The 16039-nt window shown below is 34.5% G+C and carries 11 protein-coding genes; 5 read left to right on the top strand and 6 right to left on the bottom strand.

The features are described 5' to 3' along the window. Window positions 1–67 precede the first annotated feature (67 nt). The 5 genes from ABD859_RS16810 to ABD859_RS16790 all read left to right on the top strand — a co-directional run bounded on the left by ABD859_RS16810 (window position 68) and on the right by ABD859_RS16790 (window position 5659). Entirely contained in the window at window positions 68–1105 is a 1038-nt protein-coding gene (locus tag ABD859_RS16810; RefSeq protein WP_345145750.1) for a hypothetical protein, read from the top strand. A gap of 49 nt (window positions 1106–1154) precedes the next feature. Continuing rightward, window positions 1155–2660 (top strand): OmpP1/FadL family transporter, encoded by a 1506-nt coding sequence (locus tag ABD859_RS16805; protein WP_345145749.1) that lies wholly within the window; start codon window positions 1155–1157, stop codon window positions 2658–2660. A 160-nt stretch (window positions 2661–2820) separates the two neighbouring features. Further along, window positions 2821–4134, top strand: a complete 1314-nt coding sequence (gene rimO, locus ABD859_RS16800; RefSeq protein ID WP_345145748.1) for a 30S ribosomal protein S12 methylthiotransferase RimO — start codon at window positions 2821–2823, stop codon at window positions 4132–4134. Between the two features lie 39 nt (window positions 4135–4173). Next, window positions 4174–4728, top strand: coding sequence for a hypothetical protein (locus ABD859_RS16795; RefSeq protein WP_345145747.1), 555 nt, complete (start codon window positions 4174–4176; stop codon window positions 4726–4728). A gap of 25 nt (window positions 4729–4753) precedes the next feature. Beyond that, entirely contained in the window at window positions 4754–5659 is a 906-nt protein-coding gene (locus ABD859_RS16790; protein WP_345145746.1) for an N-acetylmuramoyl-L-alanine amidase, read from the top strand. Window positions 5660–5956: 297 nt separating this feature from the next. Here ABD859_RS16790 and ABD859_RS16785 read toward each other — a convergent pair whose 3' ends face one another. The 6 genes from ABD859_RS16785 to ABD859_RS16760 form a co-directional block, all read right to left on the bottom strand. After that, window positions 5957–7048: an outer membrane beta-barrel protein gene (locus tag ABD859_RS16785; protein ID WP_345145745.1), complete on the bottom strand. Its 1092-nt coding sequence runs from the start codon at window positions 7046–7048 to the stop codon at window positions 5957–5959. 599 nt (window positions 7049–7647) lie between these two features. Further along, window positions 7648–8613, bottom strand: a complete 966-nt coding sequence (locus ABD859_RS16780; protein WP_345145744.1) for a glycoside hydrolase family 5 protein — start codon at window positions 8611–8613, stop codon at window positions 7648–7650. A gap of 12 nt (window positions 8614–8625) precedes the next feature. Beyond that, entirely contained in the window at window positions 8626–9858 is a 1233-nt protein-coding gene (locus tag ABD859_RS16775; RefSeq protein ID WP_345145743.1) for a glycoside hydrolase family 27 protein, read from the bottom strand. Between the two features lie 98 nt (window positions 9859–9956). Then, window positions 9957–10994, bottom strand: coding sequence for an IPT/TIG domain-containing protein (locus tag ABD859_RS16770; protein WP_345145742.1), 1038 nt, complete (start codon window positions 10992–10994; stop codon window positions 9957–9959). Window positions 10995–11013: 19 nt separating this feature from the next. Then, window positions 11014–12612, bottom strand: coding sequence for a RagB/SusD family nutrient uptake outer membrane protein (locus tag ABD859_RS16765; protein ID WP_345145741.1), 1599 nt, complete (start codon window positions 12610–12612; stop codon window positions 11014–11016). A gap of 13 nt (window positions 12613–12625) precedes the next feature. After that, window positions 12626–15817 (bottom strand): SusC/RagA family TonB-linked outer membrane protein, encoded by a 3192-nt coding sequence (locus ABD859_RS16760; RefSeq protein WP_345145740.1) that lies wholly within the window; start codon window positions 15815–15817, stop codon window positions 12626–12628. Window positions 15818–16039 lie beyond the last annotated feature (222 nt).

Below are 16039 nucleotides of genomic sequence, written 5' to 3'. Positions count from 1 at the left end.
TTTTAACTAAATAGTTTGACAAAACTAACTATTTTTGTAATGTGCAACAATAAAAAACACGACAGATATGAAAACTTATACTACTCTCCGCCAAAACTCAAGTCATTTTTACTTAATTGGATTACTGAGTTTTCTGTTAGCATCGTGTGGTTCTTACCAAAACACCTCTTATTATGACAGTGATGGGGTTTATGGTAATTCTACCAACAGATATGCTCAAACCAACACTTCAAACGCAAACAGTCAATATAGAGATTATTTCAGATCATTACAAGATGATGATCAGCCAACTGAAATCTTTACTGATGTCGATAATTACGGAAATTATTCTGATGCTGACAGTACACAAGTAGCTTCTACCGCTTATCCGGCATGGGGAAGCAGTAATTCTGATGTATCTGTAAACTTTTATACAAGCCCTAACTGGTCAATTGGACTAGGATGGGGATATCCTTATTATGGATGGGGATATGGCGGATACTGGGGCGGAGGATATTGGGGAGCCGGCTGGGGTTATCCAGGATATGCTTGGGGATACCCGGGATATTGGGGACCAGGATGGGGCTATCCAGGTTACTGGGGTGGCGGCTACTACGGAAACTACTCATACAGCTACGGACGCAGAGGTTCTGCAGCTTACTATGGCAACAGAAATTATACATCAAACAGAGCTTTTGCTTCTAATAGAAATTATACCAACAGAAGCTATTCTGGAAACAGAAATAATTTCACAAACAGAAACAGCAGCTATACTACAAACAGAAATTACACCAACAGATCAAACAGTTATTCTGACTACAGAAGAAATTCGTCTATAAACGGAAGAAGCTACAACAACAGTTCAAGCCCAACCTTTACTAATAGAAGAAGTTATTCTCAAGGTCAAAATAATACTTACGATTATTCAAACAGAAGATCGAGCAGCACTATGCCATCAAACAGAAGCTATAACAATAGCAGCAGCAATAACAACTCATCAAGAAGCTACTCTCCTAGCCCATCTCGTTCAATGAATAGCGGTGGCGGTGGCGGAAGCATGAGATCATCTGGCGGCGGTGGCGGCGGTGGAAGATCATACGGTGGCGGCGGAGGCGGAAGAAGGTAACATTTTTGCTCTTTTTCCAATCTAATATCACACATTAAAAACTTACCCAATGAAAAAAATATTATTCCTTTTTATTACAGGACTAACTGTCAGCGTCTCACATTCTCAGGAAGTTTCTGATGCTGTACGTTATGCACAAGACAATTTGACCGGAACTGCAAGATTTAGAGCCATGAGCGGCGCATTTGGAGCTGTAGGAGGAGATTTATCTGCCATATCTGTAAACCCTGCCGGATCTGCTGTATTTAACAACAATCAAGTTGGGATAACTTTGAGCAATCAAAATATTAAAAACAATTCGAACTATTTTGGATCTCAGCTTTCTGAGAAAGAAAATTCTTTTATCCTCAATCAGGCTGGAGGTGTTTTTGTCTTCAAAGACGGAAATCCAAATAATGGATGGAACAAAATCGCGATTGGGGCCACTTACGAAAACACAAACAATTTCGACAATAATATTGCCTCTGCCGGAACAAACCCAACCAATTCTGTAGCTAATTATTTTTTAGCTTACGCTAATGGAATTCCTTTGGGAGACATAACAGGAATTGCTTATAGAGATCAATTTTATGACGAACAACAAGCTTATTTCGGGTATTACGGACATGTAATAAATCCTGTTAATGAAACAAGCAATTCAAACACAGAATATACTTCTAATGTTCCTGCAGGTGGAAACTATTATCAGGAAAATACAGTTTACACAAGAGGATACAACAGCAAAGTAAGTTTTAACATTGCAACTTCTTACAAAGACAGAATTTATTTAGGAGCAAACTTAAATGTTCACGTAACAGACTATAGAAGAACTACGAGTTTTTACGAGGACAATGATAATCCATTAGAACCAACAGCTACGATTTCTAATTTACGTTTCAACAACGACCTTTACACATACGGAAATGGATTTTCATTTCAATTAGGAGCAATTGCAAAAGTTACAGAAGCATTTAGACTTGGTTTAGCTTACGAATCAAATACCTGGTATGAACTTTATGATGAAGTTTCTCAAAGCCTTACAACTACAAGACAAGCAAACGGAGGTCCGGAACTTTACGAGAATGTAAATCCAAATGTTGTCAACGTATACGAATCATATACCCTGCAAACTCCAGCTAAATTCACTTTTAGCGGTGCATATGTATTTGGAAAATCGGGATTGATAAGTGTTGATTACTCTATTAAAGATTACAGCAACACTAAATTCAAACCAACCAACGACGCAGGTTTTAGAGGAGTTAACAATGACATTAGCAATCAGCTTACTAATGCAGGAGAATTAAGAGTTGGTGCAGAATATAAAATAAAACAATTGAGTTTACGCGGCGGATATCGTTTTGAAGGCAGCCCTTATAAAAACGGAACAACAATTGAAGATCTTAACAGCTACTCTGGAGGTTTAGGATACAGCTTTGGATCAACAAAATTAGATTTAGCATATTCTTACTTAGAAAGAAAATCTAACCAAGGTTTCTTTTCAAGAGGATTAACTGACGGGGCAAACATCACCTCAAAGTTAAACAATGTAACTTTGACCTTATTATTTGAATTGTAATTAAGAATAAATAGATGAATGGAAATTTCCGTCAGGTATTACTTGGCGGATTTTTTTTATGAGATAATTACGACAAGCCCCATAAAAAACATCTAAATGAAACCGAAACAAGCGGTGTTTGAATAAAAAAGTGTAATTTTGCACTCCAATTTATAAAAGTATGAGAACCAAGTCTTTAAAAAAGAACAAAATTAACGTTATCACTCTTGGGTGTTCAAAAAATGTATATGACAGTGAAGTGCTTATGGGGCAGCTTCGTGCAAACGGAAAAGAAGTTGAACATGAAGCTCCTGCAGAAAAAGAAGGAAACATTATTGTAATAAACACTTGTGGATTTATTGATAATGCGAAAGCAGAATCTGTAAACATGATTTTGGAATATGCAGATAAAAAAGACAAAGGTTTAGTTGATAAAGTTTTCGTTACAGGATGTTTGTCTGAACGTTACAGACCTGATTTAGAAAAAGAAATTCCAAACGTAGATCAATATTTTGGAACAACTGAACTTCCTCAGCTTTTAAAAGCTTTAGGAGCAGATTATAAACACGAATTATTAGGAGAAAGATTAACTACAACTCCTAAAAATTATGCTTATTTAAAAATCGCAGAAGGATGCGACAGACCTTGCAGTTTCTGTGCAATTCCGTTAATGAGAGGTTCTCATGTTTCTCAGCCAATTGAAAAATTAGTTAAAGAAGCACAAGGCTTAGCTAAAAATGGCGTTAAAGAATTAATACTAATTGCTCAGGATTTAACTTATTACGGTCTTGACCTTTACAAAAAGAGAAATCTTGCAGAACTATTAGAAGCTCTTGCAGCGGTTGAAGGAATTGAATGGATTCGTCTGCATTATGCTTATCCTACAGGTTTCCCAATGGATGTTTTAGAATTAATGAAACGCGAACCTAAAATTTGTAATTATATTGATATTCCGTTACAGCATATTTCAGATTCAATTTTGAAATCTATGCGCCGCGGTACAACTCAGGCTAAAACAACTCAATTATTAAAAGATTTCCGCGCAGCGGTTCCGGGAATGGCAATTAGAACTACTTTAATTGTTGGCTATCCAGGTGAAACGCAGGAAGATTTTGAAATCTTAAAAGATTTCGTTCAGGAAATGAAGTTTGACAGAATGGGATGTTTCGCCTATTCTCATGAAGAAAACACTCATGCTTATTTACTTGAAGATAACGTTCCGGACGATGTAAAACAAGCTAGAGCAAATGAAATCATGGAATTACAGTCTCAAATTTCATGGGATTTAAACCAAGAAAAAGTAGGACAGGTTTTTAGATGTATTATTGACAGAAAAGAAGGTGCTCATTTTGTGGGAAGAACAGAATTTGACAGCCCGGATGTTGATAATGAAGTTTTAATTGATGCTTCTAAACATTATGTAAAAACAGGCGAATTTGTTAATATCAAGATAATTGAAGCAACAGAATTTGATTTATACGGAGAACCTGCTTAAATTTACCCTATACAATTGCTAACTTAGATACTATACTTTATGAAACCTATACAAAACTTAATTATTTTAGTTTTTACATTATTCTGTTTCAACTCTGTTTCTGCTCAATATGGCGGATATAATAACGGATACGGTAATGGATATGGGAACGGTTATGGCGGATACGGAAGAGGCGGCGGAATGGGTATGGATAGAAGTATGATGCAGGGACCGCAGGCAAATACAAGTAAACCAAAAGAAATTCCTGTTGAAGAAACTGCAGCCAAAATCGTTGAACAAATGAAGCCGGCTGTTAATCTTGACGAACTTCAGGCTATTGCTATTACAAACGTTTTTGCCGATGGTTTAAGAGAACAAGGAATCCTTCTAAAAAATGAAAGCAGCAGTCAGGATCAGAAAATGGAGCAAATGAAAGCTCTAAAAGAAAGCATGACTAAAAAAATAACAGCTTTTTTAAATCCAGATCAAGTAGAAAAGTACACCAATTTCATGGATAACTTTAAAGAAATCAAAAAAACTAAGTCAAAAAAGAAAAAAGATAAGGACAAAGACAATAAAGAAGGAGAAAAATCAGTTGAAAAGACTGAGGAATAAACTTCAAAATTAAATGTAAACTATCATGGTAAGAAAACATTTTTGTTATCTGATCTTAGCAATTATTATAACTTCTTGCTCAACAAATCCATATAAAACTACTGAAAAAGCATACAATCAGCAGTTAAAAACTTTAGAAAACCAAATTACAAGTAAAGAAGCGCAGACAATACCGCCTATAAGTCCGGTAATTATTGACACAACTTATGCTTCGCAGTTAGGCATCATAAAAGACACTTTGTCAAAAACAGGTTCTACTTCTTTATTAAACGGAATTAGTACTGAATGGATTGGAACTGTAAATTTTAATTTAAGAAAACCAAGTTTTGTAATTATTCATCACACAGCTCAGGATTCTTTACAGCAAACCATTAATACTTTTACAAAAACCAGAACTCAGGTTAGTTCTCATTATATTATTTCTGAGAATGGAAAGGTCGTTCAAATGCTGAATGATTATTTAAGAGCATGGCATGCAGGAAATTCAACTTGGGGAAAAAATACTGATTTGAATTCATCTTCTATTGGTATTGAACTCGACAATAACGGTTTTAAACCTTTTACAGAAGCTCAAATAAGCAGTTTAGTAGCTTTATTGACAAAACTGAAAAAAGATTACAATATCCCGACTCAAAACTTTTTAGGTCATGCTGATATTGCTCCGGGAAGAAAACAAGATCCAAGTGCTTTATTTCCATGGAAAACATTAGCCGAAAAAGGTTTTGGAATTTGGCCCGATGCCGTTCTTGAAGAAGCTCCTTTTGATTTTAAAATTGAACCTGCATTAAGAATTATTGGTTACAACACAAAGAACCTTTCGGCAGCGATTCAGGCTTTTAAACTGCATTATATTCAAACAGATGCTACCTCAACTTTAGATCGTAAAACAATAGACACTATTTATTCTATTTACAAAAAACAGGTACAGTAGAATAATATCTTAAAATATATTGAAAGCGTATTTCTTAATTTAGAAATACGCTTTTTTTGTTGGTTAATTAAAAGTGTAAAATCAATTACGTACTAACATAAAACCATATCGCTAATCTATAGCAAAGACGCACTGCTTTGTATGTCTTTACAATTATAGGGATTTCAATTATCTTTTTTTAGCCATAGATTTTGAAACCTGAAACATAACACAAATAACTACAAATAAAAAAGCTGCCAAAACATTAATATGTTTCGACAGCTCCAAAAAAAAAAAAAAAAATATCAATCTTTATCTCTAGAAAGAGTATGTTGTAGCAATTAATCCGAAGAAAGATCCTCCAGTTGGCGCAGCATCTTTATCTAAAAAGATATCTTCTGAAGCAGCATCGTATCTTAACTCGGGAATTATTGTAAGTTTTCCAACTTTATAATTTAATGAAATCGTGTTTGCAAATACACTTGATCCTGTTAAAGTTCCTAAACTTGGAGCAGCATCTTTTGCATCAAAGTATTCCATTCTGTATGCCAATAGTAATGACGGGCTGAATGAATAGTTAGCATATCCTACTAATGAGAACCACTCTCCATCTAATGTACTGTCAAAATCGTGTTTTGTTTTAGCATACGTAGCATTTAAACCAAGTCCAAAACTATCGCTGATTGTTTTAGAAGCAGTTAAATCGAATTGTGTTTTATTTTCATCAGATACCGGTATTAAACTTCCAGGAGTTGGATTTGTACTTCCTGAAGTAAAATTCAAATAAGCACTTCCTGTATCGCCTATATATCCTATTTGTCCAATATACGTTTTTTGAGTTGAGCCTGCATCCATTGCCGATTTAAAGTCTGTTGGGTTGGTTATACCTAACATAGCAGTAAATTTTCCTGAAGTATACTGTGCTTTAACCCCTGTATTAAAGAACGGGCCATAAGAAAAAGCATAAGACATACTGTAGTTTTTATTATCGACAGCATCTAATACTTCGTATCCTATGTGTGTACCAAAACTACCTGCCACAACTTTAAATTCGTCTGTAATTTGGTACGTGAAAAATAATTGTTTAATTAAAAATTTAGCATTTATATCTTTATCTGTTGTTTCATTATATGAAAACTCCCCTGCTCTTTTCCCGAATCCTAAGTCAACAAAAACAGAAGCTTTTCCAAAAGTATGACCTGCTTCGATCGAAGCCATTCCTAATTCAAATGAATCTTGTGAGTTGGTAAAGCTCGTTAATCCATTCATTTGTTTAGAAAAATCATATTTATAGTATGCATCTGCAGACCCTCCCCAAGTTGTTGCCGGCGGAGTTGCTGTTTCATCCTCTTGCGCAAAAGCAAAAGAACTCGTTAACGTGGCAGCTAAAACGTAAAATACTTTTTTCATGTGTTAATTGGTTTTTAGTTATTAATTGATTTTGGTTAGTTAATCGTTTATATATCTAGTTTAATAGTATAAGTCATTTTTTAAAACCTTGAATCTCCTTCTAAAACCCCTTCATTTTCATTAGCGAATTTATTAACTTTTGTATGAGTAGAATAATCCAAAAGTACTTTTTTGACGTTTTAAACGAAGAATTACGGATTACAAAAATTAAGAACTCTATAATCGTTATTTGATATTTATAGCGTTTTGTTTTTGAAAATTCAACAACACGATTTTAAAAATAAAGTCAGTTTTATAAGGGTTAAAACAAAAAATACACCTCAAATAAGACCAAAAAAGGCATAAAAACAAATTAAAAAATCAAACACCCCATATTTTTATAGGGTACTTTTTAAAACAAATTAAAAATCAAATTATACGCTTCTAAAACAAGATTCTCTTTTGCTAAATTTTGTTTCAGTAAAAATTCTTACAAAACAGACTCGGCAAAAAACGCTGTTACAAACACCTTTTCGACCAGAAATACCATACGTAAAAACAAAAAAACCTGCTCATAACATGAACAGGTTTTTTGTTTATTATAAATATGTTTTTATTGCTTATTGCTGACTATTATATTTTCGTAAAAACTCACGAACTTTAATTCCAGATTCTTTTAAATCTTCATCTTTCCATTTTCCTTCAGATTTTGCAGACTTTTTTAAAATAGAGCAGGTTTCATCTTTATCAGAAACTGACCAGGTAATCCAGCTCAACTTTTTACTTTCCATCCAATCAATATATTCCTGCCATGCTTTTATATTTAAAGGTCCATCGCCGGTAGCTTCCATTCCTGCAGATTCCGATATAAAAATTGGAAGACCTCTTTTTATAGCTTCATCAGTTCTGTCTCTTAACTCCTTGCCATGTGTTGCCGCATAAAAATGCATGGTATACATTATATTAGTATATCCTAAAATAGGATCTTCTGCCGGCAGGTTTACGTCCTGATCCCAATGCGGACTTCCAACCAAAATAATATTGTTAGAATCATTTTCTCTAATAACACGTATTACTTCTTCAGAGTAATTTTTAACTTCCCACCAGGTTTCATAATCCGGTTCGTTAAACACCTCATATATAATGTTAGGATACTTGGAATATTTTTTAGACATCTCTGCAAAAAACTCTTTAGCTTCCTTTAAATTAACATTATGACTATGCCAGTCAATAATCACATATATATCTGATTTAATTGCGCCGTTTATAACCGCTTCAATTTTCTCTTTTGAAAATTGAGGATCTTTAATATAAGCATATTCGCCAAGTTCGATTCCCATGGCAGCGCGAACAACATTACAGTTAAAATCTTTTTTTAACCAGCTTACGGCTTTTTCATTATAAAATCTAGGCCACATACTATGCCAGCCAAAACTTAAACCGCGCAAAACAACAGGCTCATTGTTTTTATCAACCAGCTGTGTTCCCATAACATGCAGCTGACCATGCTTTTTTACAAATTGTGCATTGGAAAAACCACACACAAATAGTAAAACAAGTGTAATTATATTTGTTTTTAATCTCATAGCAAATTCTTTTTAAAGAGAAAGTTTCAATGTAATGCAGTCATGAGAAGCCAATTCTCCAGTAAAATTCTTTTTTGTCGTTCCGGCTTCTTTATGTGTCCAAAGATTTTTTAGTTTGAATGCTGTTTTATTAAAATCAGCTTCATATCCAAAATCTGCATCTTTGAAAGGATTTTTTTTCCAGTCGAAGTTAATCTTTTTAGAAACTTCACTTCTGTTTAAAAACGTTACTGCCCAATTGCCATCTGATAACGGTTTTACCCAGACTTCTAATCCATCTTCGGCAGTAAGTTTAAATCCCTGAATACCCAGTTTATCCTGATTTATGGCAATTAATTCTTTATTGGTTAAAATATCCAAAGTTTCTTTTGACATTTTTCTGTAATCATTTCCTGTAAACAATGGCGACGAAAGCATACACCACATTGCAAAATGTGATTTATCTTCGGTATCGTTCATCTCGTTTCCAACTTCCATCATATCAAAATCATTCCAATGGTCCGGACCAGAATATTTACGAATATCTTTTCGCATTTCGGCAATTTTCATAAATCCCCAGGAAGACCAGTTTTCCGGATGTTTGAATTCGCAGTCGAAGCAAGGATAAATATCTCCCGAAATTCTCCAAAGATTTCCAATAGGTTTTCCCCATTCCCACGGCTGGTTATCGCCCCATTCGCAAAGACTAAAAACAATAGGTTTTCCCGCTGTTTTTAATGCGTTGCTCATAGTTGTATAAGCTTCCGGCGCAGTTATGCCTTTTGTATTACACCAATCGTATTTTAAAAAATCGATTCCCAGTTTGGCATAAAAACGAGCATCCTGATATTCGTAGCCACGGGTTCCCGGATATCCGGCGCAGGTTTGCGTTCCTGCGCAATTGTACAAACCAAACTTTAAACCTTTGCTGTGCACATAATCTATAAGAACTTTCATTCCGTTAGGAAATTTAGCCGGATCAGGAACCAAATCACCGTTTGCATCACGTTCTTTGGTCATCCATCCGTCATCTAATACTATATAATTATAACCGGCTGCAGCTAAACCCGATGAAACCATTATATCTGCGGTTTCTTTTACTAATTTCTCATCGATATTAGTGGCAAAAGTATTCCATGAATTCCAGCCCATTGGCGGCGTCATGGCTAAGCCTTCAAATTTACCTCCGGTTTGTGTATGCGTATTTCCCTGACTGAAACCAAAAGCTGAAAAACACAGAGAAAACAATAAAATTATTTTTTTCATAGAATAAATTTTAAAAGCCATTATAAAAAAGTATCCCCTAATTGAGTAGATTAGGGGAATACTTGAAACAAAACTCAAAACCAAAAAAGGCTTTTTTCCTATTTTAAAACAAATCCCATGTCATCCATAAGAATTGTATTTCCGCCAAAACCTCCAGATTCCTGAAGCGTAAGCTGATCAAACGTTGTTGGATTTCCAATATCTGAAAAAGGAATTTCAATTGTTGTCCATTTATTTGTCAAAGGTTTTTTAATTTGATAAGCCCATCCGCCAAAAACAAATATCACACTCGCATCTGAACTTGTAGAAACACTTTTTACTTTAACTCTAAAAGCTTTGTATTTTGAAATATCTCTTGAATTAAATTTCATATCGGCTCCATTCCATCCGCCAAAAACGAATTTAATTGCTGCTTCTCCTTGTATTATATCATCTTTAAAGTTTGTATCAAACACATCACTTCCACTCCACATCCAGTGTCCTGCATCGCCCTGAATAACATCATCATATAAAGCAGATCCAACTGCTTCTTCAGATGTAGTTGTTCCTGATATATTGGTAACGCTGACATATTTATCCATAGAACTTGCCGGCATTTTAAATTTAATTTCCGTTAAACTTGACGAAACTATTTCTGCCTGGGTTGTTCCCACTTTCACAACAGGATCAAGGAAATAATCTCCATAAATGGTAACAATATCGCCTTCTGCCGCATTGATAGAATTATAGCTGTCAAACTTAGGTGTTGGAGGCGCCACAACAAAATCATATAAAATAGTTCCTTGTTTTGTAACCAGTTTCAATTTATTACTAGCGTCTGCATAAGGTGTTTTTTCATCAATTAAAACAAAAATCGCAGTATCTGTAACCAGCGTAGGATTGAAATAGGTATCAAAATCATTAAAGTAAATTTTAGTTACAGTCGAAAGACCAGTTCCCTGAATTATATAATAATTTTTAGGATCTCCTACTGTAACAGGAACTAAGTCACCTTCAACAGATTTCGATATACTTGTAATTACAGGTGCTCCAGAACTTCCTGAAGAATCATCATTATCGCATGATGAAAACACACCCATTACCATAAATGCCATCGTAAAGAAAGACAAAAGGTATTTTATTTTTATATTTTTCATGTTAGTCTAATTTTAGAGATTATTTAAAAGTATACGGAACAGGCGCTTCTAATAACTTAGGATTTTTTGCCACCTCATTATCCGGATAATCCATGTAGAAATCATTTGTTGCGTGATCTTCACTGTACACAGGCGTATAATGCTGTTCTGAATATCTGTCTCCTCTATTTTGTGCCGACATAATAGCAATAGCTTTGTTTTTGTCGATACGTCCTAAATCAAACCAATAATCTCCTTCAAAACATAATTCTTTTCTTCTTTCTAAAAATATATCATCAAAAGTAACCGATGTTAAATCTGCAAGACCAGCTCTTTTTCTAACTGCATTAATTGAAGCTAAAGCCGATGCATCTGAAGTGCTTGCGCCACCCGCCAAAACTGCTTCGGCATGAATTAACAATAATTCGGCATAACGCATTACATACGTATTATTATCCATCATTGCCCATGCATCGGCCTGACCGGTAACATTTCCATTTACCACACCAATACAATATTTTTTAATCGCACCGCCGGAAGCCTGAGCCAGATCTTTACCAGTTGGAACTGTAAATCCAATTCCTTGTGTTGTTTTAATTGTTGGATAAACATCACCGCCAACCATTACCGTTTCATGTTTTCTTAAATCTCCTGTACCGTACAGAGAAAGCATTACATCCTGACTAGGTCCAAAAACTCCTGCATACGATGCATTTGAAGTCGATAAAGTTCCGTCCTGAAATCCAAATTGTGTATTAGAATTGTTTGCAGATCCATAATTACCATCACCTTTCCACTGAATCGCAAAAATAGATTCCTCATTATTATTGTTTGCATACGTAAACAAATCAGCAAAACTTTTTCCAGGAAGCTGATCTCCTCCTAAAAGTTTAAATTCACCGCTGCTAATAACCGTTTCTGCCATTGCTCTTGCATTTGCATAATCTTTTTGATACAAATACACTTTTGCAAGCATTGCTCTTGCAGAACCTTTAGAAACATGCCCATTATTTGCATAATTTGTTCCTCTGTTCTTTGTTGCTAACAAATCAATTGCTTTTAAATAATCTGATGTGATTAACTTATAAATATCGGCAACTGTGTTTGTATTTACATAAGGATTACTTGTATAATCTAATGGATTTTCAATAATTGGCACCGGCCCCCAAAGTCTTACTAAATCAAAATAAGCGGTAGCTCTCATAAAATAAGCTTCACCAATAGTATTATTTAAAACATCCTGAGAAACTCCCGGACCTACTCTTGCAGTAAGGAAATTAATAATCATATTAGACTGCTGTACATTTGCCCATAAAGACGACCAGCCGTTTACTAATTCAGGATCACTTCCGTTTAAAGAGAAAGTTCTGATTCCGCTTACGTCTGGCGAACCAGAATACATATTTCCGGAACCTACCTCAAGCGCCCACCAAAATTTATTATACATTTGAAACCAGGTTCTGCTGTACATACCGTTTGTTGCCGATGCTACCTGATCATTTGTGCTGTAATAAGAATCCAAACTTATTCCATCTTCAGAAGGTCTGTCAGTAAAATCGTCCTGACAAGATCCGAAAGTCAAAAATGCCGCTGCCAATAAAAGCAGACTGTATCTATTTAAAAAAGATTTCTTTTTCATTTTCTTTAATTTTTTAAAATTCTAAGTTAAGTCCAACTAAAAATGTTCTCGCTACCGGATATCTTCCGTTGTCAATTCCTGATAAAAGCACATTCTGGTTAAATGAACCAATCTCAGGGTCGTAACCTGAATAATTCGTAAACGTGTACAGGTTCTGAGCAGATCCGTACAATCTTAATCTTGAAATTTTATATTTTGAAATTAAGTCTTGCGGTAAAGAATACCCAAGCGTAATATTTTGAATTCTTAAATAAGACCCATCTTCAACATAACGATCTGAAATAAGTAAGTTTGTATTTGATGAATTTGCAATTGGTCTAGGATTATTACTCGCCGTATTTGTTGGAGAATAATAATCTAATGCCTCTACTAACTGATTGTCATATAATGAAGCATTTGTAGTACCAGCTCTTCTTGTTAAATTCATAACATCATTTCCGTATGATCCCTGAAGGAAAATAGAAAGATCAACATTTTTATATTTGAAATTGTTTGTAAATCCGTACGTAAATTTTGGGTGAGGATTTCCAATAAATGTTTTATCATTTGCATCAATTTTTCCGTCGCCGTTTACATCAACATATTTAACATCTCCAAGAGCCGTTTCTCCAGCTCCTGTTCCAACAGCCTGACCAAATTGAAGCGGTGCATTGTTTAAAACTGTTTGATCTTTAAAAATTCCATCTGTCTTATATCCGTAGAATAAGCCAATAGGATTTCCAATTGTAGTATTTGTAACTACTACAGGCTGATATCCGTTAGTATTTACTTCCTGCGTTAACACAATTCCGTTTGCAATTTCGTCCAGATTATTTTTATAATGAGAAATTACCAAAGAAGTATCCCAGTTAAATTTTCCTGTAGATCTTAAATCATAACCCAAAGTAATATCATAACCTTTATTACTCATAGTTCCTAAGTTAGAGTATGGAGCAGAAACTCCTCCATACTGACCTCCACCTCCTGTTAAGTATAAAGGCAATGGCACTTGAAATAAGAATCCTTTAGATTTTTTATCATAAACATCAAAACTTGCAGAAAGTTTATTATCAAACAATGTAAAATCAAGACCAAAATTGGTTTGGTTTAATGATTCCCAAACTAAATCCGGATTTGGATAATTTGACGGTAAAAATCCGCTTCCTAAACCAGAATTTTGTGCTCCAAGCATAGCAGAATAACTGTTATTTGGAATTTGCTGATTTCCGGTTTCTCCATAACCCACTCTAAATTTAATATTGTCAACATATTTACGAGTTCCTTCCATGAAAGATTCGTTAGATAATTTCCAAGAACCAGAAATCGCATTGAAAACACCTTTTTGATTACCCGTTGTTGGATCAAACTTAGACGAAACGTCCTGTCTAATAGAAGCCGTAATACTGTATTTATCATTAAAGTCATATATAATACGCGCAAATAAAGACGAAAGCGAAGCACTTCCTTTATATTGAGTAATTGTATTATTATCTACATCGGCTAAATTAATTGTATGGATAGAATTTGTTTTAAATCCTTGTGCCGATGCAATTAAACCTTCCCAGTGAGAATCGTTTGCTTCCTGACCTGCCAAAAGCGTAATTTTATGCTTTCCAAAAGTTCTGTCGTAAGTCAATAAATTTTTAATGTTTGTAGAATACCAGTTTTGTCTTCTAACATCTAAATCTGCTAATAAATTTACCTGACTTCCCCATGCATAAGATGGTCTGAAATCATCATTTTCAGAAAACTCAGTATTTGCAGCGATTTCAATACGATATTTTAATCCTTTAAAAATATCTGCTTCAGCATACACATTTCCTAAGAAATTTTTTCTAACCAATTTGTTTTCTCTGGTTAAAGCTTCAGCAACCGGGTTATAATATGTAACACTTTGTTCAGAAGACGGCGGTCCTGCAAATGAACCATCAGTATTTCTAACCGGAATATCAGGAGACTGTAATAAAGTATTTGAAATTAAACCAGAATAACTTTGGTTTACTGTAATTCTTTCGTTTGTAATACCACCTGTTAAATTCCCTCCAATTCTTAACCAGGATTTAATTTTAGAATCTAAATTTAATCTTACAGTATATCTTTTTAGTCCAGAGTTAATAATAGTTCCTTCATTATTCAAATAACTTCCGGATAAATAATAGCTCGTTCCATCTTTAGCACCAGAAAATGAAAGCTGATGACTGTTAGAAATAGCCGTTCTATATACCTCATCCTGCCAGTTTGTACCTTTACCTAACAATTCCGGATGAGAAAACTCCTGACGAGTTTGAAAACCCCATTGTTTAGCAAGATCTGTTTTTAATGCAGCATACTGCGAAAGTGATAAAACATCTAATTTATTACTGATTGTAGCAAACGAAGTATAGTTTTCATACGAAATTTTTCCGCCGCCTTTTCTACCAGATTTCGTTGTAATAATGATAACCCCATTTGCACCGCGAGATCCATAAATTGCAGTTGCCGAAGCATCCTTCAAAATATCCATAGACTCAATATCATTTGGATTAATCATAGACAACGGGCTCATAGCTGTATTCCCGCTTCCTCCAGATGCAGAAAATCCATCTTTACCTGCTAAAGTTTGTCCACTTGTAGATTTACCCGTTGCATCTCCGGAAATAGGCACACCATCAATTACATACAAAGGCTCGTTTGTTCCTGTAATAGAAGTAGTTCCACGAACTCGTACCGAAGCAGCGCCGCCAGGTTGTCCTGAGTTATTCGTAACCGAAACCCCGGCTGCTTTACCCTGAAGCATCTGATCGATAGAAACCTGCTTTAAATTTTCAATATCTTTTGATTTTACAGAAGAAATAGCACCATTAACATCTTTCTTTTTCTGAGTTCCGTATCCAATTACAACTACTTCTTTCAAATCTTCTGAAGTTGATTTTAAAGAAATATTAATTTTAGTTCGGCCTGCAATGGCAATTCTTTGAGAATCAAAACCAATAAATGATACGACCAAAGTACCGTTTGAAGGAGCATCGATACTATATTTACCATCAAAGTCTGAAGATGCAGAATTTTTAGAACCAACAACAGAAATGTTGGCCCCCGGAATTGTCATTCCTTTTTCATCAGACACTATTCCTGTTATTTTAACCTGGGCAGTAATAAAATTACTAGTCAACAGCAAGAATAAAATCAAAGGAACCGCTCTGTGGTTAGCATTCCAATGAATAAAGTTAGTCATTAGTTTTTTCATAATAAATGTTTGGTTAGTTTAAATTTGTTTTATTCATAATTAAGTAATAAAAGTGGCGTGATTTATCTTCTAAATTATTTAACAAATCTATAACAGAACCAAACATCAAATCGATAGTATTACATCATTTAATGATAATATTTTTACTATAATAGCTTTTAAAAATTAATATCAAAATAAAAACACACAAAAATTACATTATTCGCAATGTTAACAAATAAT

Origin of the sequence: Flavobacterium ginsengiterrae (assembly GCF_039539785.1) — a bacterium.
Lineage (GTDB): Bacteria > Bacteroidota > Bacteroidia > Flavobacteriales > Flavobacteriaceae > Flavobacterium > Flavobacterium ginsengiterrae.
Note: the sequence above shows the minus strand (reverse complement) of the source record. Positions and strands in the feature narration are given on the sequence as shown.

Excerpts from the sequence above, each read along its gene's own strand:
- ABD859_RS16810 (WP_345145750.1), top strand. The coding sequence starts at position 68 with ATGAAAACTTATACTACTCTCCGCCAAAACTCAAGTCATTTTTACTTA.
- ABD859_RS16805 (WP_345145749.1), top strand. The coding sequence starts at position 1,155 with ATGAAAAAAATATTATTCCTTTTTATTACAGGACTAACTGTCAGCGTC.
- rimO (WP_345145748.1), top strand. The coding sequence starts at position 2,821 with ATGAGAACCAAGTCTTTAAAAAAGAACAAAATTAACGTTATCACTCTT.
- ABD859_RS16795 (WP_345145747.1), top strand. The coding sequence starts at position 4,174 with ATGAAACCTATACAAAACTTAATTATTTTAGTTTTTACATTATTCTGT.
- ABD859_RS16790 (WP_345145746.1), top strand. The coding sequence starts at position 4,754 with ATGGTAAGAAAACATTTTTGTTATCTGATCTTAGCAATTATTATAACT.
- ABD859_RS16785 (WP_345145745.1), bottom strand. The coding sequence starts at position 7,048 with ATGAAAAAAGTATTTTACGTTTTAGCTGCCACGTTAACGAGTTCTTTT.
- ABD859_RS16780 (WP_345145744.1), bottom strand. The coding sequence starts at position 8,613 with ATGAGATTAAAAACAAATATAATTACACTTGTTTTACTATTTGTGTGT.
- ABD859_RS16775 (WP_345145743.1), bottom strand. The coding sequence starts at position 9,858 with ATGAAAAAAATAATTTTATTGTTTTCTCTGTGTTTTTCAGCTTTTGGT.
- ABD859_RS16770 (WP_345145742.1), bottom strand. The coding sequence starts at position 10,994 with ATGAAAAATATAAAAATAAAATACCTTTTGTCTTTCTTTACGATGGCA.
- ABD859_RS16765 (WP_345145741.1), bottom strand. The coding sequence starts at position 12,612 with ATGAAAAAGAAATCTTTTTTAAATAGATACAGTCTGCTTTTATTGGCA.
- ABD859_RS16760 (WP_345145740.1), bottom strand. The coding sequence starts at position 15,817 with ATGAAAAAACTAATGACTAACTTTATTCATTGGAATGCTAACCACAGA.